Source organism: Xanthomonas sp. JL1, assembly GCF_038405005.1.
Genome location: NZ_JBBYGR010000057.1, coordinates 1 through 25,686 on the forward strand (window position 1 = coordinate 1; position 25,686 = coordinate 25,686).

The following is a 25,686-nucleotide window of genomic DNA, read 5'->3' on the forward strand; positions in this document are numbered from 1 at the left end:
ATCTTGCACAGGCACTTGCCGACCAACGTCAGGCAATTCTTGACATGTGTGAGTTCGCCGTCCAGGACAGACAGCTGATTGGCGCAGCGGCGGCTTCGCCCGAGCAAGCACCGGCATCGATAACACCGAGCGTGCCGACAACGACAGCAGGTAAATCGAGCAGGTCACGGAAGGCACGCATGCGCACCTCTGATGCTTCCAGCTCGGCAGCGCCCGCGCAGCGGGTCATTGACGAGCGCAACGCAGCGCAAAAGCAGGCCGACGAGATACTGAAAAGCACGCGTCTGGAGTCGTTGCCGGTGGCAGAACTCGGCGGCGATTTCATCGCGCTCGCCAAGCGCCTTGGCAAGGACACCACAGACATAGAGCGCCTGATCGGCGACTCCAGGCGTGACGCGGCGACGGCTTTCGATTTTGCCAGGACCTCCATGCAGGACTGGTTCGGATCGAGTGAGCGTCTGCTGCAGCTCAAAAGCAAGCTCCGTGCGGGAGACCCGCGCATCGCACAACTCGACACGCGGCTGCGTCTTCTGCAGAGGATCGAGCAGGAGTTTGAACGGCGCGAAGCCGATGCGCTCAAGACCGATCCGCAACCGCGTGCGCCGCATCTGCAGCGCCTGTTGGCGATGCATGCACTGGCACGCGTCACGGCGCCGAACCGCCTTCCCTCGGAGGACGACCGTGGCGACCGCGGCAGGCTATTCGAAGTGCGTATCGACCACACGCCGCAGTCAAATGGCGACATTCCCGCGCCCTGGTTCGTCCACGTACATACCGAAAAACCGGTAACGTCCACCGGGCTGCGCGCGCTCCACTACAAGGACTTGGCCGCCGTCCATCTGAAGACGGCCAGGGAGGTCAACCTGGGCGCACGCTGGGAAGAGATGATGCGCGCCCTCGGAAACACCGAGGCCAAGGTGCACCGGGCAACCATCGGCTCGAAGCTGATGGGCCAGCTTTGGGCGGCTGGCGCTGGTGGGCAACAGTAACCACGACGCGCCGTCTGTCCTCGCCAAGGAAAGAGATCTTCGGAAAAGAACGCCCCACGACCGGCCTACTCACTCAACGTGCATGGCCAGCCTCGTCGCCCAGGAGCATGGTCTTCAAGCGGCGGCTTCAACTCTGGATCGCAACACCAACGGTTGTGAAGTGGTCCAGGCGACCTGACCTGAGCGACTTCACTACCAAATGTCTGCACTACTACTTGCTGCGGTCTTCATTTCCGGGCTTTCTCAACCACGTTGATGAGGAAAGAGGAATTGCGTGCCAACACCTGATTCACCAGCGCGGCATCCGGCATCCAACCCGCGTCAGACATGTCTTTCAATTGATCGCCCAACGAACGCAAGGAGGACGTGGCGGAGTCTACATCGAGCGCGGCGTACCAACGCTTGACCATTTCTACTTCAGGCATGGCCTGCCAGGCAAGCGCCTCGCGTATGGCCTCGATGACCATGGCATGTACGCCATCCAGGCCTTTCGCGTAACGACTGCTCATCACGCTTGCATCAAGCAGCACCTGCAGTGCCCGTGCAGGGTGCTGGATGACGTCTCCCCAGCCATGCCGAAGCGGCTCCCGTGAATTTGCCGGAGTATCCTTTTCCCGGTCGTAGCGAAAGCCGGTCACATCAATGCTGATGACCTTGTGGCGTGCATCTTCTCCGGGAATGACCAGCATATTGTCAGGGCCTAGATCAGACGCTTCGCCCAGGGTCAGCCTGGCCAGCAGCGAGGAGAACAGCCCGTCCAGACCGCTGTGGCGGAGGATATCGATCAACGCCTGTTTGCCCGAACGAAGATTGACCGGATCGTTGATCCGCGCAAGCAGCGCGTGGTCTGCGGCGAGTTCATCGGGCTGCGCACCGCTGCCGGCTGCGGCGCTTTTCACACGGACTGCGGCTTGCTTGGCCTGCGCAAGCGAAACGTCGGGCGGCAGAAACGCTTTGGTCAGGAATGTATCCAGCGGCTCTGCATCATGAATCAGTCGCGAGGCGATGAAGGCGTTGTCGGGCGGTGTCAGCAGTGATGAGTCCGGAATGTTTTGCCGCGAAAGATGGCGTCCCTGCAGCGCATTGACCAAATCCTGTGCGGCAGCGACGTTGATGACGTCAAATAAGGCAGGGATGCCAAGCGGATTGCGTAATCGAGGATCCGCAGCAACCAGGCTGTCGTGAATCTCGCAGACATCGTCGATGTCCAACGCATCCGTCTGCGCCTTTTCCGTTAATTTCTTCCCTTTTTCGGTATCGAGAAAGGCATGGAAGGCCAGTGTCAGCCACTGCTGCGTGGCCTGCTTGTCCATCGTGCCCTCAAGCAGCCTGGCTGCAGAACCGACAATGTAGCCCAGGCGCTTGTCGGCCTCCGCGCCTTGCCCCTTCGCGCAACATTGCACTGCTTGACCCAGCAAGCTGCGCGAAATTCCGGTTTTGACAAGGTGCTCCTGACCATCGAGCATCCCGACCATGCCCACATCGCTGCCTCCCAACGTCGCCTTGGAGCGCGAGAAGACAACAGCGTTTCCGGACAGGCTCGTTGCGTGGCGATGTCCGCCGATGTCGGCCCTGGTGGATAGAAACGCGATAGGCCGAATGATCGAGAATATAGGCCTATCCGGCCGGTGTACGACTGGAACGGAGGCCGGCGCACCGATGCCCCTGCTGCCCGCGGCGTGCGGCGTTACGCAATCGAGCGCGGTGGCTGCGCTGGCCAGCGCCGCGCTGCGGCGGGGTGTTAGCCCAGCCAATCGGGCATCAGTGCCATGATGCCGATCATCGGCGGTCGCAGAGCTGCGTGGTGACGCCGCGTCATCGGCTGCGGGGAGCGGCAAGCTTGCTGCGCCAGAGGTCGGGGTGATACGAGATTCCATACCGTGCTCCAGTGGCTCGCGGCACATTCTGCAATGCGGCCAATCCCGGGCAACGCCGCTTGGCGTAATCATCATTCGGTAAGCGAATATCGACCGCGTGTCATCATCGGCGCTACTCACATGACCTTGAACGTGCCACATAACCCTGACGCGAGCGACAGGTAAACGTCGCTCGCGTCAGGGTGCTTTATCGCGAACTGGTAACGAACATTACGCAGATACGCATGCTGGTTGCACGATCGAAGCTGTGGCTAACGCGAAACAGTTGACGCTGCCGTGGGAATCGGGCGCCGTGACCCGCCGCTACCCCGCAAACGCGCGGTAGTTGCGAAAACCGTGGGTTTCGCCCGCCAGCACGGCGGATGTGGCATCCCTCGGCTTCAAGCCGGGATATCGGACCTTCCCTGGGCGCGGTTAGGCCAGCATGCGCACCTTCGGCTCGCGTGCCCACTGTCGGGTTTTTGCTGCGGAAATGAATGCCTTGGTATCGGCGGCCGGAACCACGCCCGCATCCTTGCCGATATTGCCCGCTTTCAACAACAACTGCGCGCCTTCGTCGAATGCGATGGCCTTCAGATGCGCCCAGGCACAGCTCACGAAATCCAGTGCGGCCGATTCGCGTGTCAGCAGCTTGGCCGCTTCCGAAGACAGTAGGACTGCCACGGCATCGAACACCACCGAGGGCGTCCCTGCCAGCTGCCCATCGGCGGCCAGTTGCTTGCCATCGCTGAGCTTGGCGCCGCCAAGCTTGGGGGCGACGATCTTGACTGTTGCGCCCTCAGCTTCCGCTGCCTTGCGCACCGCTTTGATCGTCGATGCATCGGAGCCGTCGTGAATCAGGATACCGACCGTGCGTCCCTTCAATGTGTCTTTCATCTTGCCGATGACCTGCAAGGCGGGCGACAGTGGCATGTCGATCGGCGCTACTGCAGCCGGTGGTGCCGGCGGTAAGGTGGTCATACCCATGCCATCGGCCACACGCTGCGCGAGCTTCTGGTCGATGTGGCGCAGATGCCCCACGATGGCTTCGCGCACGTGTGCGGTTTCGACCTTCGACAGTTCGAACACCAGGGCCGACGCCATATGTGCCTGTTCCGGTGCGGTCTGGCTGCGGAAGAACAGTCTTGCCTGGCTGTAATGATCGGCGAAGCGTTCTGCACGCACGCGGCCCTTGGCGCCATCCTCAGCCGGGGTTGAATGGCTGGGGAATCCACGCAGCGCTTCACGCGGCGCATCTGCCTGCAGTGAGCTGGGCTCGTAGGCAACACGGCCCTTCGGTACGTCCATCTGCATATGACCATCGCGCTGATTGTTGACGAATGGACACTTGGGGGCGTTGATCGGAATCTGATGGAAATTCGGCCCGCCCAGGCGGCTCAGCTGCGTATCCAGATAGGAGAACAGGCGGCCTTGCAGCAGCGGGTCGTTGCTGAAGTCGATGCCGGGCACGATGTTGCCCGGGCAGTAGGCAACCTGTTCGGTTTCGGCAAAGAAGTTGTCCGGCCAGCGGTCGAGCACCATGCGGCCGACGATTTGCAGCGGCACCAACTCTTCGGGAATGATCTTGGTCGAATCCAGATGGTCGAACGGGAATGCATCCGCCTCGGCCTCGGTGAACAATTGCACGCCAAGTTCCCATTCCGGGAAGTCGCCGTTCTGGATCGCCTCGAACAGATCACGGCGGTGGAAGTCCTGATCGGCGCCGGCAATCTTGACCGCCTCGTCCCAGATGGTCGATTGCAGGCCCAGCTTGGGACGCCAATGGAATTTGACGAAGGTGCTTTCGCCTTTGTCATTGAGGAAACGGAAGCTGTGGATGCCGAACCCTTCGATCATGCGCAGCGAGCGCGGGATGGTGCGGTCGCTCATCGCCCACATGATCATGTGCATCGATTCGGGGGTCAGCGAGATGAAATCCCAGAACGTGTCGTGTGCGCTGGCAGCCTGCGGAAAACCGCGATCCGGTTCCATCTTCACTGCATGGATCAGGTCAGGGAACTTGATCGCATCCTGGATGAAAAACACCGGGATATTGTTGCCCACCAGATCCCAATTGCCTTCCTTGGTATAGAACTTCACGGCAAACCCGCGCACATCGCGCGGCGTGTCCACCGAGCCGGCGCCGCCCGCAACGGTAGAAAAACGGGTAAATAGCGGTGTTTTTTCACCGATCTCGGTAAAGATCTTGGCAGTGGTGTATTGGCTCAACGACTTGGTGAGCTTGAAGTAGCCGTGCGCGGCGCTGCCACGCGCATGCACGATGCGCTCGGGGATGCGCTCGTGATCGAAGTGGGTGATCTTCTCGCGCAGGATGAAATCTTCCAGCAGCGTCGGGCCGCGTGGTGTTGCGCGCAGCGAGTTTTGGTTGTCACCAACGGGAATGCCCTGGTTGGTGGTCAGCTGCGGATGCCTACCGCGGGCCTTCTGGTGCAATTCGTCGCCAGTACCGCGCGCATCAGGCGCGCTTGCGGAACGGTCGACGGAGACGGCGGATGCAGGTTTGCCGGAAGACTTGGCCATGGGAACTCCACGTTGGCGGGCTGAGATGCTGGCGATCCCCTCGAGCCTGGGAGCATGGCCGTTAACTGGATGTGTCAGCATGCGAAGCGCATGCTCACATGTCAGTGCGCACGATCGCCAAAGCGTGTGCAAGCACACATCCTGCAATGCAGATGCAGTTGCCAAGCGCGTGCGATGCGGCAGTTTCGCCAGCGGCTGGAGCAACGGGCGCACGGGGTTAGCGCAGGTCCAGCGGCTGCTTGCGCTTGGGTGCTGGGAACGCACGGTCCATCTCGGCGAGATCCCGCGCGTCCAATTGCAAGCCGCATGCGGCTGCGTTGGCGCGCACATGCGCGGCCGTTCCCGATTCTGTGATGGCGATCACTTCGCCGCTGCGAATGGCCCAGGCCAATGCTACCGCGGCGCGCGCCGATGGTGTGCAGCACCGGACGATCGAGCAGGGCGCGACTGCCCAGCGGTGAATACGCCATCACCGTGACCGCATGCTCGGCGCATGCAAGCAGGACGCGATCAATGAAGCATCGCTCATAGCCGCTCGGGCAGCACCGTGTCCGGCTTCAACTTGGGCATGTTGAGCAGCTTGGCCTGGGAGTGCATGAGTTCGTCGTCGGGAATGTCGAAGCGTCGCAGCCATTGCGCGGTGCCGACCACGCCCAGGAAGGGTTCCCAGCCCAGTGTGGCGCCGTGGAAGTCCTTGAGGGTGGTGCTGCGGAAGCGCTTGAGCAGGTGATTGACCAGCACGTAGGTGGCGGGCATGGGGTCGTCGTCGACGCTGGCGATCTCCGGCACGGGGCCGGCCTGGATGACGGTGCCGGCGCCATAGTCGTAGTAGGCGAACCAGTCGCCGGGCAGTTCGTTGCGCAGCGCGTCCAGGCCGGTGCCGCCGTCGAGTTGCTGCAACATGGCGTGGTTGATGGCGGTGAGCCAGGAGATGGTTTTGATGCCGTCTAGTGTCGCGTTCCGCATGTACCTTTTCTTAATCTGGCGTTGTCCAAGGATGACCTTTGGAAGCTGGAGCGCTCGCTCATGGGACGACCCGCTAAACCGTTGGTTGTCAGCGCCGACGATCGTGTGCAACTGGAGTCGATGGCTCGCTCGCAGAGTTTGCCGGCGGCCTTGTCGCGCCGCGCGCAGATGATCCTGCGCATGGCCGACGGCGAGCCGCAGACGGCAATTGCGCATCGCTACGGGGTGAGCCGGCCAACCGTCACGTTGTGGCGTACCCGCTATCGCGAGCGCGGCATTGCCGGCCTGCACAACGAACTCAAGCCCGGCCGGCCGCGCACGACCAGCGATGAAAAGGTAGCCGAACTGGTCAACACCGTCCTGACGCGCAAGCCGAAAGGTCACACGCACTGGTCGCGCCGCACGCTGGCGGTCGAGACAGGACGTTCCACCACCACCGTCCACCGCTACATGACGCTGTTCGGCCTGCAGCCGCATCGCTCCAAGCGCTTCAAGCTCTCCACCGATGCGTTCTTCATCGAGAAGGTGCGCGACATCGTCGGCCTGTATCTGAATCCGCCGGATCATGCGTTGGTGCTGTGTGTGGACGAGAAGAGCCAGGTACAGGCCTTGGAGCGTACCCAGCCGGTGCTGCCGATGGGGTTGGGGTACGTCGAAGGCATCACGCACGACGACGTGCGCCATGGCACAACGCCCCTTTTTGCCGCGCTGGACGTCGCCAACGGCAGCGTCATCACCCAGTGCAAACCCCTGCACCGACATCAGGAGTTTCTCTCATTCCTGCGACATGTAGACGCGCAGGTGCCGCAGGATCTGGACGTGCATCTGATCTGCGACAACGACGCCACCCACAAGCAGGTCGAACGCTGGTTTGGCCTGATCACCCAACGGACGATCAGGCGCGGCTCCTTCGACTCGGTGGCCGATCTAAAGCGCAAGATCAACGCCTTCGTGGAGCACTACAATCAAAACCCGCGACCGTTCAAATCGACTGCGACCGCTGACTCGATCCTCGCCAAGATCGAACGGGTTTGCAAAGTTATCAACGGAACGCCACGCTAGGGCGCTCGGAATCACGCGTGCGGCTGCTGCGTGTCGACTCTTCAACCAACCGTCTGATCGAGAGGTCGGCTGCCCAGTCGTGGCCTGAAGCTGTATGGTTCGCGCATTCGGCTGGACGCCGGCTCGGGGTTGGTGCGTTGGAAACGATAATCGTGTTGGCGGCCCTGGTACTGATTGCCGTGCCTGTGGGTGTAGTGGTGGCGCTGGTGTGGATTGCCCGGTTGCGGCGGCGGGTGTCCTCGCTGGAGCAACGGCTTGCCCAGTGGCAGGCCGGCACTGCGGAGCGCGCGGATGCGCCAGCGTACGCGCAGGGCAGGACGTGGGAGCGGCCCGAGGTGGTGTCCGATCTCGACGCCGGGCTAGTTTCCCGTGCGGACGGCAATGTGCCAGTGTCCGGCACATCTGGCGCAGCTCAACGTGGCGAAAGCTGGCAGGTGGCTGCTGCTGCGGAGCAGAACGCGGTCGATGTGTCCGTGGTGCCGCCACCGTTGCCTGCGCAGACCCCTGCAACTGCGATAGCGCGCGATGGAACCGCGATGTCGGAAGTTCCCGGCCAGCACTCTCAGCCGGCGCAACCGCAACCAGCGCAACCGCAACCAGCGCAACCGCAACCTACACAGCCGCAGCCACCTCAACGACCTCAGATTCCGTCCGAGCCCTGCGTCATCGTGCGTGCAGCCAGCGCATTGAAGCGTTGGTTCACCGAAGGCAATGTACCGGTCAAGGTCGGCATGCTGGTCCTGTTGGCAGGGGTGGCATCGCTGCTGAAGTACGCCAGCGACCAGGGCTGGATGCGGATGCCGATCGAGCTGCGCTTGGCCGGCATCAGCGTTCTCGCATTGGTCGGTCTGGTGTTTGGTTGGAAGCAACGCGAGCAGCGACCGGGCTTTGCGTTGGCATTGCAGGGCGGCGCCATTGGCGGCTTGCTGTTGACGGTGTTCGCGGCCTTCAAGTTGTACGCGTTGCTGGATGCTGGACCTGCGCTGGGCATCAGCGTGGTGCTGATCGCGGGCATGTGCGTGTTGGCCGTGTTGCAGGATTCGCGCACGCTGGCGGTGCTGGGCGTGCTGGCCGGCTTCCTTGCGCCGATCGGGTTGTCCACCGGCAGCGGGAATCATGTCGGGCTGTTTACCTATTACGCGATACTCAACGCTGGCATCGTGGCGATTGCGTGGCTGCGTCCGTGGCGCGTGCTGAACCTGCTGGGGTTTGCGTTCACTTTCGGCATCGGCATTGTGTGGGGTGCGCTGCAATACACCCCGGCAAAATTCGCCACCACCGAGCCGTTCCTGTTGCTGTTCTTCGCCATGTACGTGGCGATCCCGGTATTGCATGCGCGCCGCGGCGACGGCAGTGCAGGCAAGGTCATCGATGGCAGCCTGTTGTTCGGGACACCGCTGGTGGCCTTCGCGTTGCAGGCAGGCCTGCTTGAGGGCGATCAGCTGCCGCTCGCGTTGTGCGCGGTGGTGGTGGCCGCGGTGTATGCAGGCCTGGCAAGCTGGTTGTTGCGCCGGGCTCCCACGCGCTTGCTGGGCCAGGCGCACGCGATGCTGGCGGTCGGCTTCGCCACCCTGGCGATTCCGCTGGCATTGTCGGCACGTGCCACTGCGAGCGTGTTCGCGCTGGAAGGCGTCGGCCTGTTGTGGCTGGGCTTACGCCAGCAACGGCGGATCCCTCAGATCAGCGGCGTGGCGCTGCAGTTGCTCGCGGCGGTAGGTGTCGCCTTCGGTGTGGATGCCTGGCGCTACGACGCGGTAGCGGTGGCCAACGCGACCTGCATGAGCACGTTGCTGATCGCGCTTTCTGGCTGGGTGAGCGCCTGGTTCCTGCGCGATGCAGGGCATCCACGGTGTGCGCTGGTGGCGTATCTGTGGGGGCTGGGCTGGTCGACGTTCTGCGGTGTGCACGAGATCCTGCGCTTTGCCGATCTGTGCAGCGAACCAGATCTGCTGCTGGGCTTTGTCGCACTCAGCCTGTGGCTGGCTGCAGAAGTGCATCGCCGGCGTCCCGCAACGGCGTTGGTGTGGACGGTGATGTCGGGTCTGGTGCTGGCAGCGCCATTGGCACTGTGGCAGGGCCAAGCGCATACCCAGCCGTTCGCGCATTGGGGCGCGCTGGCGTGGGGTGTGTTTGCGGTGGCGGGCGCACGAGCGCTGTGGTGCCTGCGTACGCAGCAAGGCGCTGGCGCGATGGCGGCGCAGTTCATCTGGTGGCTGCTGTGGCCATTGGTGGTGGCGTTGGGTGCAGCCTGGTGGGCCGATGCGTTCTTGCTGGCGAATGGCTGGCGTTGTGCCTTGCTGGCGGCGCCTTGGCTGGTCGTGGCGAGCCTGGGATTATTGCGTTGGCCCTGGCTGGCATGGCCGCAGGGCGCCAGCTTCGATCCTGCACGCAACGCGTTGCTGAGTTGCGTGTTCGCGGTGCTGGGCATCGGCTGGCTATTGGTGTTGCTGGACCCGGTGAGCGCGGCACCGTTGCCGTGGTTGCCGCTGCTGAATCCGGCCGAGCTGGCGCAACTGGCGGTGCTGGCCTTGCTCGCGCGCTGGGCCTGGTCGGTACCGGCGCCGGCATTGCTGCAGCGTTGGCGCGTGACCGCGCTTGGTGTGCTCGGCTGGGCATTGATCACCGGCAGCACCTTCCACAGCGTGCATCACTGGGGCGGCGTGCCGTGGGATTCTGCGTTGATCGGCGCCACCTTGTCGCAGACCAGCCTCACCATCGTGTGGAGCGTGCTGGGCGTGCTGGGCTGGGTGATCGGCTCGCGTCGCGGGCAGCGTGGGTTGTGGCTGGGCGGCGCGTTGCTCATGGGTCTGGTGCTGGCGAAGCTGGTGTTGGTCGACCGCCAGCATCTGGGCAACTTGCTCGGCATCGGCTCGTTCATGGCCTATGGTCTGTTGTGCACCGTAGTGGGTTACCTGGCGCCGGCACCGCCGCGTCCGCTGGCGACAGAAGCGACTGCTGTCGAAGACGACGGCGTCGAAAAGGAGCAGGCATGAAATCGATGCGATGGGCGCTACTGGTGATGGTGCCGATGCTGGCGCATGCCGCTGATGTGCGGCAGGACTACCGCCAGCAGTGGCCGCTGCAGGTAACTGGCTCGGATGCCGGCATCTATCAGTTGACCTTGAACGCGGCGGTGTATCGCTCCGCGCACGACGCGGCGCTGCGCGATGTCACGGTGATCGATGCGCGTGGCGAAGAGCTGCCCGCCGCCTGGTTGCCCGCGGATGCAGCATCGGCGGCTGCGGCGCGCCGGCAGCGCCTCCCCCTCTTTGCGGTGCCGGCCGGTGCGGCGCCGGCCAATGGCGATCTGCAACTGATCGCCGAGCGCGATGCCAGCGGTGCGGTACGTCGTCTCGAAGGCCGCGTTGTGACCGGGGCTGCCGCCGCTGCAGGCAACGGTGGGAGCTGGTTGATCGATGCCAGCGCATTGCGCGATCGCCCGCGTGCCCTGCTGCTGGATTGGGACGGCGACATGCCGGTGCAGGCTCAGTTGCGCGTGGAAGGCAGCGACGATCTGCGCGACTGGCGCGTGCTTGCTTCAGACGCTACGGTGATGGCGCTGGACAATCAGACGCGGCGATTGCAGCAGCGCCGGATCGCACTCGATGAGGGCGCGCGTTATCTGCGCCTGGTGCCGGTGTCGGGCCAGTTGCCGGCGTTGCGCGTGGTCGAGGCGGAGCTGGAGGGCATCACCGCGCCCGCACCGCTGCAGTGGCTTGAATTGCCAGGCACCGCGAAAGATGCAGCGGTGGTGTATGCCCTGCCGGGACGCTTTCCGATCACTCGGCTCGATGTCGGTGGCAGTCAGGCCGAGGCCGTCGAGTGGATCGTGGCAAGTCGTGATGCCGATGATGCGCCATGGGTACAGCGTGCCGGCCCCTGGTTGGCGTATCGGCTGGGCAAGGGGGCGGCCGCCGCGTCGCCGCCGCAACTTCTGTCTGCCCCAGTGCGCGATCGCCAATGGCGGCTGGTCGCTGCGCAAGGGCGCAGCACTGCGGTGCCGAGCTTGCGCGTGGGGTATCAGCCCGAGCGGCTTATGTTTCTCGCTCAGGGCCAGCCGCCGTATGCGCTGGTCGCCGGCAGTGCGCGTGCGCACCGCGGCGACGCACCGCTGGCCTCGATGCTGCAGGCACTGCGGCGCGAACGCGGCGCGCAGTGGCAACCGGCGCAGGCCAACGTCGCTGCGCAGGCACAGCCGCTGGCGGGCGAGGCCGCGCTGCGACCGGCCGCCACGCCGCGTGACTGGAAACGTTGGCTGCTGTGGGGCCTGTTGGTCGGTGGTGCCTTGCTGGTCAGTGGTTTCGCGGTGAGTCTGCTGCGCAGTGCATCGGCCAATCGCAACGGCTAAGCGCACCCGCGTCGCGCGGCGGTTTGCCGCTGCGGCGCGAAGGTCGGACAATAGACGTCCCTCGTGACCCAGGCAGCCGTATTGCCCGTCGTGTTCGACCAAGCGTCCCCCGCGTTGCCAACCGGATTGGCGGCGTCACGCGTGGTGAGCCATCCGCGAACTACCCGACCCGCGTCACCGCGCAACGACATCACAATGGCTGACCACCGCCAGCTGCCATCGCAACCATTGGCCGTTACGGCGCAGCGCTCAGACGCTTGCCACGGCACGCATGCTGCGTCTTCTGCATGACCAATTCCCCATCCCCCTCCCTAGACCGAACGAGCTGAGCCCATGTCCATTGTCCGCATGACCGACCTCGATCTCTCCGGCAAGCGCGTGCTGATCCGCCAGGATCTCAACGTGCCGATCGACAACGGCCAGATCACCTCCGAGCAGCGCATCACCGCCTCGGTGCCCACCATCAAGCTGGCGTTGGAAAAGGGCGCGGCCGTCATGGTCACCTCGCACCTGGGTCGCCCCAAGGAAGGCAGCTGGACCGAAGAAGATTCGCTGGCGCCGGTGGCCACGCGTCTGGCTGCGTTGCTGGGCGTGGACGTGCCGCTGGTCCGCGACTGGGTCGACGGCGTGGAGGTCGCACCGGGCCAGGTGGTGCTGCTGGAAAATTGCCGCATGAATGTCGGCGAGGGCAAGGACGACCAGACGCTGGCGCGCAAGTACGCCGCGTTGTGCGACGTGTTCGTGATGGATGCCTTCGGCACCGCGCACCGCGCGCAGGCCTCCACGCATGGCGTGATCCGCTTCGCGCCGGTCGCAGCAGGCGGCCCGCTGTTGATGGCCGAACTCGACGCACTGGCCAAGGCGCTGGACAACCCGGCCAAGCCGCTGCTGGCGATCGTGGCCGGCAGCAAGGTCTCCACCAAGCTGGAGCTGCTGTCCAACCTGGTCAACAAGGTCGACCAGCTGATCGTTGGCGGCGGCATCGCCAATACCTTCATCGCTGCAGCCGGACACCACGTGGGCAAGTCGTTGAACGAGCCGGACTTGATCCCGACCGCCAACCAGATCGTGGCCGACGCCAAGACGCGTGGCGCAGAAATTCCGCTGCCCACCGATGTGGTCGTTGCCAAGCAGTTCCTGCCCGACGCCGAGGCCAGCGTGAAGGCGTTGGATGCGGTCGATGCCGACGATCTGATCCTGGATATCGGCCCGCAAACCGCGCAGCGCTATGCCGAGCTGATCGCCAGCGCCGGCACGGTGGTGTGGAACGGGCCGGTCGGCGTGTTCGAATTCGAGTCCTTCAGCCACGGCACCGAAACCTTGGCGCGCGCGATCGCCAGCTCCAAGGCGTTTTCGATTGCCGGTGGTGGCGACACCTTGGCCGCAGTGGACAAGTACGACATCGCCAAGGACGTCACCTACATTTCCACTGGCGGCGGTGCATTCCTGGAGTTTCTGGAAGGCAAGACCTTGCCGGCTGTGGCCGCACTGCAGGCCCGCGGTCAGTGAGTGCAGCCACGCTGTTTTTCGATCTGGACGGCACGCTGGTCGATTCGGAGCCCGGCATCGTCGCCAGCATCGTGTATGCCTTCGACGAACTCGGGCAGCCGCGTCCATCTGCGCAGACCTTGCGCGCGTGGATCGGCCCGCCGTTGCGCGACAGCTTCGCCGAGTGTTTTGCAAACGATCCAGGGCGGGGGCAGCGTGCGCTCGGGCTCTACCGCGCGCGCTACGACGCGGTGGGCTGGACCGAGCTCAGCGTGTTCGACGGCATTGGCGAGGTGGTCGCCAGCCTGCAGCGCGCCGGTCATCGTCTGGCGGTGGTGACCTCGAAGAATGAGCGCTATGCGCGGCGCATCGTCGAGCATCTGCCATTTGGCGCTTGCTTCGAGGAGGTGATCGGTGCCAGCGAAGACGGCGAACGTCGCTTCAAGCCGGACCTCATTGCCGAAGCGCTGCGCCGTTTGCAGATCGAGAAAACTGGCTGCGTGATGATCGGCGACCGGCGCATGGATATTGATGGCGCCAATCACCACGGCATCCATAGCATCGGCGTGTTATGGGGCTTCGGCGACGAGGCTGAGTTGCGTGCCGCCGGTGCCGGTGCACTGGCACGCACCCCGGCTGACCTGGTGGCGTTGCTTCAGTGATGAACAGTGCGCGTCGGCCGTTGCGTTGGCTTGGTCGACGCCTGCAGCCGCGGTTCGCATCGCGCTGAACACTCTTCATCGCTGCCGGGTTAGGGTGGCGACCGCCCGCATTGCGTATGGCAGCGCGGGCGTAGGCGTACGTACTGTCCCGCACTGTCTGTAAGACATGCCGGAATCGGAGGATGGCTATGCCGCAATGCCATCCTTGGTGCGTGACGTGTGTGTTAATTTTCGCGGTTTTTATAGGGAGGCCATCATGAAAGAACGTCAACGCCGTACCAAAATTCTCGCCACCCTCGGACCGTCAACGGATGCGCCCGGTGTGCTGGATACGTTGTTCAAGGCGGGCGTCAACGTGGTGCGCCTCAACTTCAGCCACGGCGACCCGTCCGGGCAGGCCAAGCGTGCTGCCGAAGTGCGTGCCGCTGCGGCCCGCGTCGGCGCCGAAGTCGGCATCCTTGCCGACTTGCCGGGTCCGAAGATCCGCATCGAGCGTTTTGCCGAAGGCAAGATCAAGCTGACCATGGGCGATCGCTTCGACCTGGTGGCCGATGCCAATGCGCCGGCCGGCGACCAGCACCAGGTCGGCGTCAGCTACCTGGGCCTGCCGCAGGACGTGACTGCTGGCGACGTGCTGCTGCTCGACGATGGCCTGATGCAACTGCAGGTCACCGACGTGCAGGGCGCGCGCATCGTTACCACCGTGCTCAACGATGGCGTGTTGTCCGACCGCAAGGGCCTCAACAAGCAGGGCGGCGGCTTGTCGCTCGGCGCGTTGACCGAGCGCGACAAAGAGCTGATCGGTATCGTCGCCAAGATCGGCGTGGATTTCATCGCCGTGTCGTTCTGTCGCAATGCGCAGGACATGCAAGACGCCCGTCAGATCGCCAAGCAGCACGGCTGCGACGCGCAGCTGGTGTCGAAGATCGAGCGCACCGAAGCGATCGAAAACCTGGTCGAGATCGTCGAAGCCTCCGATGTGGTGATGGTGGCGCGTGGCGACCTGGGCGTTGAAATCGGCGATGCCGAATTGCCCGGGCTGCAGAAGAAGATCATTCGCGAATCGTTGGCGCAGAACAAAGTGGTGATCACCGCCACGCAGATGCTGCAGTCGATGGTCGAGAGCCCGATCCCGACCCGCGCCGAAGTGCTGGACGTGGCCAATGCGGTCATCGACGGCACCGATGCGGTGATGCTCTCGGCCGAAACCGCCGCCGGTGCCTATCCGGTGCGTGCGGTGGAAGCGATGGCGCGTATCTGCCTGGGTGCCGAGCACCAGTTCGAATTCGATACCGACTTCGAAGCGGCGCAGCGTAATCTGCAGCGCGCCGACCAGGCCATCGCGATGGCGACCATGTTCCTGTCCGAGCACATCGGTCTGGGCGGCGTGGTGGCGTTGACCGAATCCGGCGGTACCCCGCGCTTTCTGTCGCGCTTCCGCTCCAACATGCCGATCTATGCGTTCACCCGTCACGATGGCGCGCGTCGCCAGATGGCGATGATGCGTGGCGTGTTCCCGATCAACTTCGACAGCCGCGGCCTGACCCCGCGCGAAGCCGCACGTGCGGCGATCCGTCTGTTGGTGGAGAACGAGCGCATGGGCCCGGGCGACCGCGTGGTGTTTACCAGCGGCGAGCACATGGAAACGCACGGCGCCACCAACACGCTGCGTTTGCTGGAAGTGGGCGACGACGGCCGCGCTACCGGTCTGGGCGAGCTGTAACGTCCGTTGACCCCCTCCGGCGCACAGCCGAGCCGGAAGACGTGACACGCAGCGGCGACCCCAGGGTCGCCGTTGTGCTGTGTGGCGATGCCGGGGGCGGGGCGAGTGCTCTACCCGTGGCCGGATTGTTGGTCAGCGGCCGGATCCGGCGAATGCCCAGCCACGCAACATCGCCAACTTACTGCCGCAATGGCATCGAGATGGCGCGCTATGTGTGGCACAAGCTGAGGCCTGTTCGCGATGTGTCGCATGCCACATGCCACATGCGCAGTGCTACGCAGACGGCGAAGCGGCGAAGTGGCAAGAGCGCCCAACACACACGAATTCGAACCAACTCACGCATGGCTCTGTGCAACCGCGCCGTCGCACGTCGTCACAGCCACTTCTCACTGTGCTGCAGGCAACCAGCCACGCGCCATGCTCAGCTCTGCCGATTCCCGATTCCCGATTCCCGCGATGCGAGCAGCACCAGACATCCTGTCACGCGTATCACGTGTAATCGGTTGCAGACATTCCGTGAAGGAATGTCGACGAGTTTCGTCGCTATACTTTCGTTCTCCCCGCAGCTGCCACAGGAACTACATGAGCATCGAACAGCTTGCCGAAACCGCCCAGGCCATGGTCGCCCCGGGTAAGGGCATCATCGCCATCGACGAATCGACCAGCACGATCGCCAAGCGTTTTGCCAGCGTCGGCATCGAGAACATCGAAGAAAACCGTCGCGCCTACCGCGAACTGTTGCTGACCACGCCCAAGCTGAGCGACTACATCTCCGGCGCCATCTTGTTCGACGAGACCATCCGCCAGAAGACCAAGGATGGCGTGCCGTTCGCCGAGTACATGACCGCCCACGGCATCATTCCGGGCATCAAGGTCGACAAGGGCGCGCAGCCGCTGGCCGGCATGCCGGGCGAGCTGGTCACCGAAGGCCTGGACGGCCTGCGTGCACGTCTGGAGGAGTACTACACGCTGGGCGCGCGCTTCGCCAAGTGGCGTGCGGTGATCACCATCGGCGAAGACATCCCGTCCGGCACCTGCATCGAGGCCAACTCGCATGCGCTGGCGCGTTATGCCGCGTTGTGCCAGGAGCAGGGCCTGGTGCCGATGGTCGAGCCGGAAGTGATCATGGACGGCAGCCACGACATCGAAACCTGCTACGAAGTCACCGAAGCGACGCTGCGCTCGCTGTTCGGCGCACTGTATGAGCAGAACGTCGTGCTCGAAGGCACCATCCTGAAGGCATCGATGGTCATCTCCGGCAAGAGCTGCGAAGAGCAGGCCAGCATCGAAGAGGTGGCCGAGTCCACGGTAATGTGCCTGAAGTCGACCGTGCCGGCGATCCTGCCGGGTATCGTGTTCCTGTCCGGCGGCCAGACCGACGAGCAGTCCACTGCGCATCTCAATGAAATGCACCAGCTCGGCACTCTGCCGTGGCCGCTGAGCTTCTCCTACGGGCGTGCCATGCAGCAGGCTGCACTGAAGCTGTGGGCCAAGGACATGACCGTCAACTTCGCCAAGGCGCAGCAGGTCATTTACGAGCGCGCCAAGGAAAATGGCCTGGCCGCGCTGGGTAAGTGGAAGGGTTGATCGATTGATGACGGCTGCAAGGCCGTTGCATCGCTGAAAACGAAAACGCCGGCAGCGATGCCGGCGTTTTTGCGTGTGGCATCTATGCGTTGAGCAGGATGCAACGCGAATGCAAAGGGCGCCTTGCGGCGCCCTTTGCTTCAACACGATTCGCTTCAATTCAATCGGTCGATGCGACATCGCACCGACGCCCAGCAAGGGTCAGGCCGCGGCAGTTTCCTGCGTCGCCAACGCCTGCTGATAGGCCTTGTAGGTTGCCTCGTTGTAAGCTACCAACACGATGTGCTTGGGCACTTTGTGCGAGCGCTGCCAATCGCGTGTTTCGGTCACGGCAATACGGGCTGCCTGATGCAGCGGATAGCCGTAAATGCCGCAGCTGATCGCCGGGAACGCAATCGAGTGCAGCAACATCTGCTCGGCCAGCTTCAGCGACTGCCAATAGCAGTTGGCCAGCTGTTCCGGTTCGTTGTGCTTGCCGTCGCGCCACACCGGGCCGACGGTATGGAACACATGGCGTGCCTTCAGATTGAAACCGTCGGTGATGCGGATTTCGCCGGTGGGGCAACGCACGCCCGGCCGCACGTGCGGCAATGCCTTGCAGGCGTCGAGCAGACGTGGGCCAGCGGCACGGTGGATGGCGCCATCGACGCCGCCCCCGCCCAGGAGTGATTCGTTGGCGGCGTTGACGATGACATCGACGTCGAGTTCGGTGATGTCGCCTTGCCAGACTTCGATTCTCATGGCAAGATAATTATGCGAATTGCATGATGGGTGCGTGATGGGGAGCACGCTTCGGAACCCTCACGCTAGCGGCCATTCATTTCATCCGCTGCGACTGTCGCACGGGGTGGAATTTGCGCCGTTCGACGCCATCCAGCGCCTCTTCGGAGCGATCGGCTGCATCAATTGCCGCGCACATCTTGTGCGTGTCGTGCGTTACAACCAGCGGCGCACGCGCGCGTAATAGTCGCTGTAATGACGGCCGAATTCGGCCCGCAGACGCGCCTCTTCAAACGGAATGACATAGAGCTGCAGTGCGAGCCATGGCAGCGGCACCAGCGCGACGGCCCACAGCAGCCCAAGCTGCAGGCAGAGGCCAACGTAGCTGAGCACCAGCGCAAGGTACATCGGGTTGCGGGTGAAGCAATACGGACCATCCAGCACCAGACGCGAGGGATGGCCACTCGGCATGATGGTGGTACGCCGATGCGCAAACAGAACGAAGCAGCTCACCGCCAGCGCCAGGCCGAGACAGGCGATGCCGCCGCCAGCCAGTTCGATCCATGCAAGCGGCATGGGAGCGGGCAGAGGCAGCTCCAGCGCATCCTGCAACCACGCGCCCAGACCCAAGGCCAGCGCAAAATGGACCGGGGAGGTCATCTTCACCAGCCACGGCGCCCGCGAGGCAGGGGTGTCGCTGTGTCCATACGGCCGGTTGCTCACACATCTCTCCCTACATTGCGGCCGTTATCCTAACGTTTCCTTGACATCGGCGGGAGTGCAGGCGTTCTGGAGCCCCAAAAGCAGGGGGGACTTGCGCGCGGTTTTGCTCCGCACCTGCGCTGTCGCGCGTGCCTCGGTCATGCTGCGAAGCCGATAGCCGATAGCCGGAACGGTCTCGGATCCAAGGCCGCCGATTGCCCGCCACGATGCATCGCGTCGGGCGCACAGGCCCTGCGCATCTCGGTCGAAAAAAAACCGCGCATCGCGCGGCTTCATCCCTCGGCATCCACCGCGATGCGTCAGGGCAGCCCGGCCAGCCAATCGTCGTCGGAGCCTTCGTTGACGTCGGCAAACAGGGGCGTGGAGAAGTAGCGTTCGCCAGTGTCGGGCAGCATCGCCAGGATCACAGCGCCGGGCGTCGCGCCTTCTGCCACCTGCAGCGCGGTGGCGACGGTGGCACCGCCGGAAATGCCGGTGAAGATGCCTTCTTCGGCAGCCAGGCGCCGCGCGACGGTGATGGCGTCGGTGTCTTCCACGCTCAGTACTTCATGGGCGACATCGCGGTTGAGCACCTCGGGCACGAAGTCGGGGGTCCAGCCCTGAATCTTGTGCGGCTTCCAGTCCTGGCCCTGCAGCAAGGCGGCGCCCGCCGGCTCTGAGGCGGTGATGCGCACTTCCGGGCGCGCAACGCGCAGTATTTCGCCCACGCCGGTCAGCGTGCCGCCGGTCCCCCAGCCGGTGACGAAGTGGTCCAGCCGGTGGCCGGCGAAATCGCGCAGGATCTCGGCGGCGGTGGTGTTGCGGTGGTAAGCCGTGTTGGCCGGATTGGCGAACTGGCTGGCCAGAAACCAGCCGTGCTGTTCGGCCAGTTCCTTGGCCTTGCGCACCATGCCGCTGCCGCGCTCGGCAGCCGGGGTCAGGATGACCTTGGCGCCATAGGCACGCATCAGCTTGCGGCGCTCGATGGAGAAGGTTTCCACCATGGTGGCGACGAACTTGTAGCCGCGCGCTGCGGCCACCATGGCCAAGGCCACGCCGGTGTTGCCGGAGGTGGCTTCGACAATGGTGTCGCCAGGTTTGAGCAGGCCGCGCTGTTCGGCGTCGAGGATGATTGCCAGCGCCAGCCGGTCCTTGACAGAGCCGCCGGGATTGAACGATTCCACCTTGACGTACAAGCGCACGTTGTCCGGGGCGAGGCGTTGGAGTTTGACCACCGGGGTATGGCCGATGGTGTCGAGAATGTTGTCGTACAGGGCCATGGAGTCTCCGTCGGGATCAGGCTGCGTGGGCGAGTGTGGGCGTGTCGGGCGTTGCGAGAGGTGAGTGCGGCAGTAGTGGGGCGCTCAGCGGCGCGTTGCCGAACCAATGCAGCGTCTGCGCCAGCGCCGCCACTTCGCCCAGGATCAGCAATGCCGGTGCGGCGACGGCGTGCTGCCGGGCGATAGTGGCCAGGCTGGCGAGCGTGCCGGTGATCACGCGTTGCTGCGGGCGTGAGCCGTTTTCCACCAGCGCGAACGGGGTGGACGCGGCGCGCCCGGCCTGCAGCAGCCGCTGCTGGATGGCATCCAGACCGGCCACGCCCATGTAGAAGGCCAGCGTCTGGCGTTCCTGGCCGAGCGCGTGCCAGTCCAGCGTGTCCAGTGAATCCTTGCAGTGGGCAGTGATCAGTCGCAGCGATTGCGCGTGGTCGCGATGGGTGAGCGGGATGCCGGCATAGGCGGCGCAGGCGACGGCGGCGGTGATGCCGGGAATCACCTGGAAGCCGATGCCGTGCGCGCGCAGGAATTCCAGCTCTTCGCCGCCACGACCGAACACGAACGAATCGCCGCCCTTCAATCGCACCACGCGGTGGCCGGCGCGGGCATGTTCCAGCATCAGCGCGTGGATCTGTTCCTGCCGGGTGCTGTGGCCTTGCGCCGATTTGCCCACTGCGATGAGACGCGCGCCAGGCCGTGCCAGGCGCAGGATCTGCGGGCTGACCAGGCGGTCGTGCAGCACCACCTCGGCCTGACGCAGCGCACGCAGCGCGTGCCGGGTGAGCAGGCCGGGATCGCCGGGGCCGGCGCCGACCAGGCTGACGCTGCCAGGTGCCAGCGTGCCGATTGCGCTGCGCGGCGCGGGGGGGCGCACAGGAGCCGTTGCGGACGCGGCAGGCGCCGCATCGTGGGTGAGCAGCCGGCGGGCGTTTGCTGCATGGCGGATGGCGTCGTTGAGCGTTGCCGATTCGCTGGCGGCGATGGCGAGCCACACCGGTTGATCGGGCAGCGCCAGCCATGCCGTGTCGAAGCGCCCTTCCAGCCAGCGCAGTTGCCTGGACTGCGCCCAGCGCCGCAACTGCGCGGTGAGCTCGGGCGCGCCGACCAGCGGCAGCGCACCGGCCTGCAGCAACTGGGCGGTGGCGCGTTCGGCATCGGCACCGCCGCCGACCACCAGGACGGCACGGCCACGCAGGTCGGTAAGCAATGGGAACGCAGAGGCCACGGGAACGAAGGCATCCAGAAGGGAGGGTCAGACCGTAACGCCGGCTTAATAGCTGTCGGAAATGACTTCATACACCCTAAAAATAGCGTTCGGTTATAAGCTTGAACGGAGAACTGCTCTAAAGTCGAAGTCCTTGTAGCGCGTCGCGCCTTTTTTGGATATGAGCCCATGACGCTGACCCAACTTCGCTATCTGGTGGCCATCGCCGATGCCGAGCTGAACATCACGCTGGCCGCTGGACGCGTGCACGCGACCCAGCCCGGCCTGTCCAAGCAGCTCAAGCAGCTGGAGGACGAGCTGGGCTTTCTGTTGTTCGTGCGCAAGGGGCGCAGCCTGGATGGGGCAACGCCAGCCGGTGTGGAAGTGATCGAGCGTGCGCGTGCGGTGCTGTCGGAGGTCAACAATATCCGCACCTATGCGGCCAACCAGCGCCGCGAAAGCCAGGGCCAGCTGACCCTGACCACCACCCACACCCAGGCGCGCTTCGTGCTGCCGCCGGCAGTGGCGCAGATCAAGAACGCCTACCCGCAGGTCAGCGTGCATTTGCAACAGGCTGCCGAAAGTGCGGCGCTGGATCTGCTCGGCCAGGGCGATGCGGATATTGCCGTGGTCAGCACTGCCGGCGGCGAGCCGAGTGCCGGGATTGCAGTGCCGCTGTACCGCTGGCGGCGGCTGGTGGTGGTGCCGCGCGGGCATGCGTTGGATCACCCGCGCACGGCGCCGGAAATGCACGCGTTGTCCGAGCATCCGCTGATCAGCTACGACTCTTCCACGCGTCCGGGCTCATCGCTGCAGCGCGCGTTTGCGCAGATGGGTCTGGAGCCGAGCATCGCGTTGACCGCGCTGGACGCGGATCTCATCAAAACGTACGTACGTGCCGGGCTCGGCGTGGGCCTGGTGGCGGAGATGGCGGTCAATGCCTTCGACAAAGATCTACGCGCCTGGCCGGCGCCCGCACCGATTGCAGAGTGCATCGCCTGGGCGGTGCTGCCACGCGACCGCGTGCTGCGCGACTACGCATTGGACCTGGTGCATGTGCTCGCGCCGCAAATCGACAAGCGCGACCTGCGCCGCGTACTGGACGGCAATCAGGCGCCGAACTGGCCATTGCCGCCGACCTGGGAATCGCTGACCCAGACCATCACCAGCTGACTGGCCTGCGATGACTGAGCCGCTATGTCCCGCACTGAGCAGACTGTGGTCGTCCGAGCCGGACGGCGGCATGTCGCTGCAACTCTCGGCCAGCATTGCGGGCCGAGAGCATGAAGTGTTGACGGTGCTGGCCGACCCACGCGACGAAGCGTTGTGGGTAGCGTTGCAAGTGGGCGACACGCGCGTGCAGATTCCGCTGGACATACTGCGCAAGGCGCTTGAAGTCGCAGCCGAGGATGTGCATTCGGCGGCGTGGTTTGCACGCCAGGATGGAGATGCGTCCGGGCTCTGAAGCTGCGATGCGAGCGGCCAACAGACCGTAGCGGGCTGTCGTCCGGCGGTGTGGACTGCGCACAGCGACGGAGGTGGACGCGTGGTGCATGCGGATATTGAGCACTGGCCGTGCGCTGCGGCCGGGGTTGGTCAGTTCGCTGTTTTGAACCGGTTGAGAAAGGTTGCACGTGCTGCTGGCGTTGACGCAACCCGACGCGGCTTTTCCGGAAACCAGCGGATTGGTGGGTGCAGGACGCTGGTACGTTGAAACTTGCTCGCTGCGCATCACGGCCGCGTTCGCTTGGAGTGGCTAGCAAAATGATTGCGCAGCCGACAGGCGGGCGCGACCGGTGCGGCATCCACCACGCGTCCACTGCGGCTCTGAGCGCGCCGTCTGCGCCCGCCTGACAGCTGCTCGCGACGTTTTGTTAGCCGCCCTTAGTGGTTGCGGGGGGGGGCTGCCCAGGGAATTTAGGGTTGTGTTCGCTGTTTGCGCTTGTTGCGTTGCGGCATAACGGTGCCGAAAAAAATCCTGCGGAATCAATGTGATGTTCTCTTGCTCGGCAGACCCGTGGCACGGGCTGTCGGTGATTTCCCTCACCCGTGTCGGGGCTACGCAGTCGGCGTCTGCGCAACGCATCAAGTTGCGCGCTGCCGTGTCGAAAACCCTTATAGCAGCCATGACGCGACACTCTCGAACGTCTAGGGGTGGACGGCGCAGAGCCGGCGATGCGGTTGATCGCATTAGCCGGTGTGCTTCGCAGTGTCGTCGAAGGGTTGCTAGCGCTGTCGCATCCCTGTTGCACGAGGCTCTGCACAGAGCGGCTGGCGCACCCGGGTCCCTGGGGAGAGACCTGGCGTGTTTGGTGGCGGATCCGGGTCGGGAGCCCGGATCCGCTTTTTTTTCAGAGCAGCTAACAAAACGTAGCGAGCCGCAAGGCGGGCGCGGACGGCGTGCTCAGAACCGCAGTGGACGCGTGGTACATGCCGATTCCGAGCACCGGCCGCACCCACCTGACGACTGTGCAGTCATTTTGTTAGCCGCTCTAAAGCCGCAGATTGCCGAAACAATCTGCAAGCCCCAGACCTTCAAGCCAGCGGAATCCGCACTGAAAAACAGGTGCCGCCTTGCGGGCGTGGGCGCACACCCACCTCGCATCCCAATGTCTCGGCAGTGCGATGCACGATCCACAGACCAATGCCCAAGCCGTCGCTACGGGGGTCGGCTTGGCGAAACGCCTGGAATATCTGCTCGGGTTGCTCCAGATTCAAGCCGATGCCGCTGTCGATGATTTCCACCACGGCAAAGCCGGGGCGGCGGCGGGTGCCGACCAGCACGCGGCCGCGTTCGGTGTACTTGATGGCATTGCCGACCAGGTTGCCGATCAAGGTGGTCAGCAAGGTGGAATGGCTGCGCACGCGTAGCGAGGTAGGCACATGGCGCAGTGCCAGGCACTTGTCGATGGCCGGCTGCCGCCACACGCCGAGAACCGAATGCAGCACGTCTTCCAGCTGCAGCGATTGCAGGTCCGGCATGGCCGCCTTGCTCGAGGCCGCCAGAGCGGCCAGCTCGTCCATGCTGCGGCCGACCAGGCTGATCGCATCGCGCGCAGTCACCAGGGGCGGGATGGAATCGACGTTGGCATGCCGGCGCATCTTGTCGATGGCGTAGGCGGCAGTGCGCAGCGGAGTCTTCAGATCATGCCCGGCGATGGCCATCAGGCGGCTGCGATACCGATCGGATTCTTCGGCGGCCGCCAATGCTCGGCGCAATTCCAGATGCGCCATGGTCTGGCGTGCCAGTGCGCGCAGGGCCTCCACCTGCTCATCGGTGATCTGACGCGGCTTCCGGTCCAGGACGCAGACCGTGCCCAGCGGCAGGCCGTCAGGCGTCTTCAGCAAGGCGCCCGCGTAGAAGTACAGCGGCGCTTCGCCGGTGACCAGCGGATTGCGTGAGAAGCGGATGTCTTCGCGCGTGTCGGGCACCACCAGCACATCGTTGTCGAGCAGCGCATGCGCGCAGATCGACTTGAACAACGGGGTCTCGCGCTCGCCCATCCCGAGTTCGCTCTTGAACCACTGGCGGTCGGCATCGACCAGGCTGATCAGCGCGATCGGCGTCTGGCAGATGATCGAGGCGAGCCGAGTGATGTCTTCAAACGCCGCTTCGCGCGGTGTGTCGAGAATGCCGTAGCTTTGCAGCGCCTGGAGACGGAGCGCTTCGCTAAGGGGCTTGGGTGCGCAAGGAAGCGGCTCGGCCGCGAGATTGGACAGGACGGTACTCATGCGCGCAAATTAAAGAGTGTTAAGCCGCAAGCATAGGGCATGACAAGGCCCCACATGTGTCTGCGGTCACGGAGGTGGGATGAAAATGTGACTGCCTCGCTGGAGCACGGCTCGCAGGTGAGGTCGGCGTGACCGGGAGCGGGGTTGGCTGCGCAGCGCGCGGCGGCGGCGGCGGGGGCCACGTCGGCGGCGGGCGTGCCGGCTGCCCGCGCATGCCCAGGCGTCGGTCGTCAGATGCCGCTGGCCCGGCCGGGTGCGACATCCAGTCGCGCGTTGGTCACGGCCATCGCACCCGGTGACATGGCGGCTTACACTGCGCGGTATGCTGCGTTCGTGCCGTCGCCACCGGTTATTGCCCCTGCTTGCCTGTCTGGCGGTGGTGCTGATGCTGGTGGCTCCGTTGATCAGCCGCTGGAGCCAGACGCAGTCGACCGAGCCGATGTGCATGAGTGCCCCGGCAGTGTCGGCAGCGAGCTGGCTGCATGCCGATCATCGATACGAACCGCCCGTCATCGCTGCGCAGGCGCACCCCGGCGCCGCGTTGGCGACGCAGCATCCCGGCAGCCACGACGCAGCGATACATGGCGAGGCCTGCGACTACTGCGTGTTGGCCGCACGCGTGCTGCCATTGCTCATCGTGGCATTGCTGTGCCTGCTGCAGCTGCGGCCAACACCGGTTCCGGCGCACATCCAGGCAAGTGCACGCTCGGTCTTTCGGTGGGCTGCGCTCGGCGCACGTGGCCCCCCGCTGCCCGCGTAAGGTTGCCCCTGCGCGGGCGTCATGCAGCTGTGCCTAGTACGCGCCTGAGCTGTCGGCGTCGCTGCCGGG

General features: G+C 64.5%; 18 protein-coding genes, 3 other RNA genes and 3 pseudogenes. 12 read left to right on the forward strand and 12 right to left on the reverse strand.

What is annotated here, in order from left to right; all coding sequences use genetic code 11:
- Positions 1–989, forward strand: a pseudogene (locus WJW29_RS13475) (outer protein P); the annotation flags it as partial.
- 227 nt (positions 990–1,216) lie between these two features.
- On the opposite strand, the gene WJW29_RS13480 reads toward WJW29_RS13475, so the two are convergent.
- The 4 genes and pseudogenes from WJW29_RS13480 to WJW29_RS13495 form a co-directional block, all read right to left on the reverse strand.
- Positions 1,217–2,455 carry a hypothetical protein gene (locus WJW29_RS13480; protein WP_027703311.1) on the reverse strand — a complete coding sequence of 413 codons (1,239 nt, stop codon included), beginning with the start codon at positions 2,453–2,455 and terminating at the stop codon, positions 1,217–1,219.
- 825 nt (positions 2,456–3,280) lie between these two features.
- Positions 3,281–5,386 carry a catalase gene (locus WJW29_RS13485; protein ID WP_011259891.1) on the reverse strand — a complete coding sequence of 702 codons (2,106 nt, stop codon included), beginning with the start codon at positions 5,384–5,386 and terminating at the stop codon, positions 3,281–3,283.
- Between the two features lie 217 nt (positions 5,387–5,603).
- Positions 5,604–5,892, reverse strand: a pseudogene (locus WJW29_RS13490) (aldo/keto reductase); the annotation flags it as partial.
- Positions 5,893–5,911: 19 nt separating this feature from the next.
- A pseudogene (locus tag WJW29_RS13495) lies at positions 5,912–6,337 on the reverse strand (type VI immunity family protein); the annotation flags it as partial.
- Positions 6,338–6,412: 75 nt separating this feature from the next.
- Between WJW29_RS13495 and WJW29_RS13500 the strand changes: the two are divergent.
- The 7 genes from WJW29_RS13500 (at position 6,413) to WJW29_RS13530 (ending at position 17,222) form a co-directional block, all read left to right on the forward strand.
- Complete coding sequence (locus WJW29_RS13500) at positions 6,413–7,414, forward strand: IS630 family transposase (protein WP_113114259.1); 1,002 nt, start codon at positions 6,413–6,415, stop codon at positions 7,412–7,414.
- 137 nt (positions 7,415–7,551) lie between these two features.
- Positions 7,552–10,407: a DUF2339 domain-containing protein gene (locus WJW29_RS13505; protein ID WP_041182226.1), complete on the forward strand. Its 2,856-nt coding sequence runs from the start codon at positions 7,552–7,554 to the stop codon at positions 10,405–10,407.
- The gene (locus tag WJW29_RS13510; protein WP_011409146.1) at positions 10,404–11,762 is read left to right on the forward strand and encodes a DUF3999 domain-containing protein; all 1,359 of its coding nucleotides are present in this window, start codon (positions 10,404–10,406) and stop codon (positions 11,760–11,762) included. The genes WJW29_RS13505 and WJW29_RS13510 overlap by 4 nt, the downstream gene beginning before the upstream one ends.
- 333 nt (positions 11,763–12,095) lie before the next feature.
- A complete protein-coding gene (locus tag WJW29_RS13515) occupies positions 12,096–13,271 on the forward strand; it encodes a phosphoglycerate kinase (protein ID WP_011259887.1) in 1,176 nt (391 codons plus the stop codon).
- Positions 13,268–13,912 (forward strand): HAD family hydrolase, encoded by a 645-nt coding sequence (locus WJW29_RS13520; protein WP_011259886.1) that lies wholly within the window; start codon positions 13,268–13,270, stop codon positions 13,910–13,912. Before WJW29_RS13515 ends, WJW29_RS13520 begins: the two co-directional genes overlap by 4 nt.
- Positions 13,913–14,168: 256 nt before the next feature.
- Complete coding sequence (pyk, locus tag WJW29_RS13525) at positions 14,169–15,635, forward strand: pyruvate kinase (RefSeq protein ID WP_011409145.1); 1,467 nt, start codon at positions 14,169–14,171, stop codon at positions 15,633–15,635.
- Positions 15,636–16,217: 582 nt separating this feature from the next.
- Positions 16,218–17,222, forward strand: coding sequence for a class I fructose-bisphosphate aldolase (locus WJW29_RS13530; protein ID WP_011259884.1), 1,005 nt, complete (start codon positions 16,218–16,220; stop codon positions 17,220–17,222).
- Positions 17,223–17,423: 201 nt separating this feature from the next.
- Here the strand turns inward: WJW29_RS13530 and WJW29_RS13535 are convergent, their stop codons facing one another.
- The 5 genes from WJW29_RS13535 to cobA all read right to left on the reverse strand — a co-directional run bounded on the left by WJW29_RS13535 (position 17,424) and on the right by cobA (position 21,146).
- Complete coding sequence (locus WJW29_RS13535) at positions 17,424–17,963, reverse strand: O-acetyl-ADP-ribose deacetylase (RefSeq protein WP_041182225.1); 540 nt, start codon at positions 17,961–17,963, stop codon at positions 17,424–17,426.
- Between the two features lie 195 nt (positions 17,964–18,158).
- Complete coding sequence (locus WJW29_RS13540) at positions 18,159–18,665, reverse strand: isoprenylcysteine carboxylmethyltransferase family protein (protein ID WP_011259882.1); 507 nt, start codon at positions 18,663–18,665, stop codon at positions 18,159–18,161.
- 24 nt (positions 18,666–18,689) lie between these two features.
- On the reverse strand, positions 18,690–18,941 hold the full coding sequence (locus WJW29_RS13545) for a hypothetical protein (RefSeq protein WP_041182224.1): 252 nt from the start codon (positions 18,939–18,941) through the stop codon (positions 18,690–18,692).
- A gap of 23 nt (positions 18,942–18,964) precedes the next feature.
- On the reverse strand, positions 18,965–19,924 hold the full coding sequence (gene cysK / locus WJW29_RS13550; protein WP_011259881.1) for a cysteine synthase A: 960 nt from the start codon (positions 19,922–19,924) through the stop codon (positions 18,965–18,967).
- Between the two features lie 16 nt (positions 19,925–19,940).
- On the reverse strand, positions 19,941–21,146 hold the full coding sequence (gene cobA, locus WJW29_RS13555) for a uroporphyrinogen-III C-methyltransferase (RefSeq protein WP_011259880.1): 1,206 nt from the start codon (positions 21,144–21,146) through the stop codon (positions 19,941–19,943).
- A gap of 168 nt (positions 21,147–21,314) precedes the next feature.
- Between cobA and WJW29_RS13560 the strand changes: the two genes are divergently transcribed.
- Positions 21,315–22,298, forward strand: a complete 984-nt coding sequence (locus WJW29_RS13560; RefSeq protein WP_011259879.1) for a LysR family transcriptional regulator — start codon at positions 21,315–21,317, stop codon at positions 22,296–22,298.
- Positions 22,299–22,308: 10 nt separating this feature from the next.
- The gene (locus tag WJW29_RS13565; RefSeq protein ID WP_011259878.1) at positions 22,309–22,590 is read left to right on the forward strand and encodes a hypothetical protein; all 282 of its coding nucleotides are present in this window, start codon (positions 22,309–22,311) and stop codon (positions 22,588–22,590) included.
- Between the two features lie 15 nt (positions 22,591–22,605).
- Here the strand turns inward: WJW29_RS13565 and WJW29_RS13570 are convergent.
- Positions 22,606–22,680: non-coding RNA, sX9 sRNA (locus tag WJW29_RS13570), on the reverse strand.
- 248 nt (positions 22,681–22,928) lie between these two features.
- Here WJW29_RS13570 and WJW29_RS13575 point away from each other — a divergent pair.
- Positions 22,929–23,005: non-coding RNA, sX9 sRNA (locus WJW29_RS13575), on the forward strand.
- Between the two features lie 478 nt (positions 23,006–23,483).
- Here WJW29_RS13575 and WJW29_RS13580 read toward each other — a convergent pair.
- Together WJW29_RS13580 and WJW29_RS13585 are read right to left on the reverse strand one after the other, a co-directional pair.
- Positions 23,484–23,557: non-coding RNA, sX9 sRNA (locus tag WJW29_RS13580), on the reverse strand.
- A 103-nt stretch (positions 23,558–23,660) separates the two neighbouring features.
- Entirely contained in the window at positions 23,661–24,857 is a 1,197-nt protein-coding gene (locus tag WJW29_RS13585; RefSeq protein ID WP_011259877.1) for a GAF domain-containing sensor histidine kinase, read from the reverse strand.
- A 322-nt stretch (positions 24,858–25,179) separates the two neighbouring features.
- Here WJW29_RS13585 and WJW29_RS13590 point away from each other — a divergent pair, with 322 nt between their 5' ends.
- A complete protein-coding gene (locus WJW29_RS13590; RefSeq protein ID WP_012445616.1) occupies positions 25,180–25,617 on the forward strand; it encodes a DUF2946 family protein in 438 nt (145 codons plus the stop codon).
- The last annotated feature ends 69 nt before the right edge of the window (positions 25,618–25,686 follow it).

What these genes read in the sequence shown, in the direction of transcription:
- WJW29_RS13480 (WP_027703311.1), bottom strand. Translation starts at nt 2,455, where the DNA reads ATGCTCGATGGTCAGGAGCACCTTGTCAAAACCGGAATTTCGCGCAGC.
- WJW29_RS13485 (WP_011259891.1), bottom strand. Translation starts at nt 5,386, where the DNA reads ATGGCCAAGTCTTCCGGCAAACCTGCATCCGCCGTCTCCGTCGACCGT.
- WJW29_RS13500 (WP_113114259.1), top strand. Translation starts at nt 6,413, where the DNA reads ATGGGACGACCCGCTAAACCGTTGGTTGTCAGCGCCGACGATCGTGTG.
- WJW29_RS13510 (WP_011409146.1), top strand. Translation starts at nt 10,404, where the DNA reads ATGAAATCGATGCGATGGGCGCTACTGGTGATGGTGCCGATGCTGGCG.
- WJW29_RS13515 (WP_011259887.1), top strand. Translation starts at nt 12,096, where the DNA reads ATGTCCATTGTCCGCATGACCGACCTCGATCTCTCCGGCAAGCGCGTG.
- pyk (WP_011409145.1), top strand. Translation starts at nt 14,169, where the DNA reads ATGAAAGAACGTCAACGCCGTACCAAAATTCTCGCCACCCTCGGACCG.
- WJW29_RS13530 (WP_011259884.1), top strand. Translation starts at nt 16,218, where the DNA reads ATGAGCATCGAACAGCTTGCCGAAACCGCCCAGGCCATGGTCGCCCCG.
- WJW29_RS13535 (WP_041182225.1), bottom strand. Translation starts at nt 17,963, where the DNA reads ATGAGAATCGAAGTCTGGCAAGGCGACATCACCGAACTCGACGTCGAT.
- WJW29_RS13545 (WP_041182224.1), bottom strand. Translation starts at nt 18,941, where the DNA reads ATGAAGCCGCGCGATGCGCGGTTTTTTTTCGACCGAGATGCGCAGGGC.
- cysK (WP_011259881.1), bottom strand. Translation starts at nt 19,924, where the DNA reads ATGGCCCTGTACGACAACATTCTCGACACCATCGGCCATACCCCGGTG.
- WJW29_RS13560 (WP_011259879.1), top strand. Translation starts at nt 21,315, where the DNA reads ATGACGCTGACCCAACTTCGCTATCTGGTGGCCATCGCCGATGCCGAG.
- WJW29_RS13565 (WP_011259878.1), top strand. Translation starts at nt 22,309, where the DNA reads ATGACTGAGCCGCTATGTCCCGCACTGAGCAGACTGTGGTCGTCCGAG.
- WJW29_RS13585 (WP_011259877.1), bottom strand. Translation starts at nt 24,857, where the DNA reads ATGAGTACCGTCCTGTCCAATCTCGCGGCCGAGCCGCTTCCTTGCGCA.
- WJW29_RS13590 (WP_012445616.1), top strand. Translation starts at nt 25,180, where the DNA reads ATGCTGCGTTCGTGCCGTCGCCACCGGTTATTGCCCCTGCTTGCCTGT.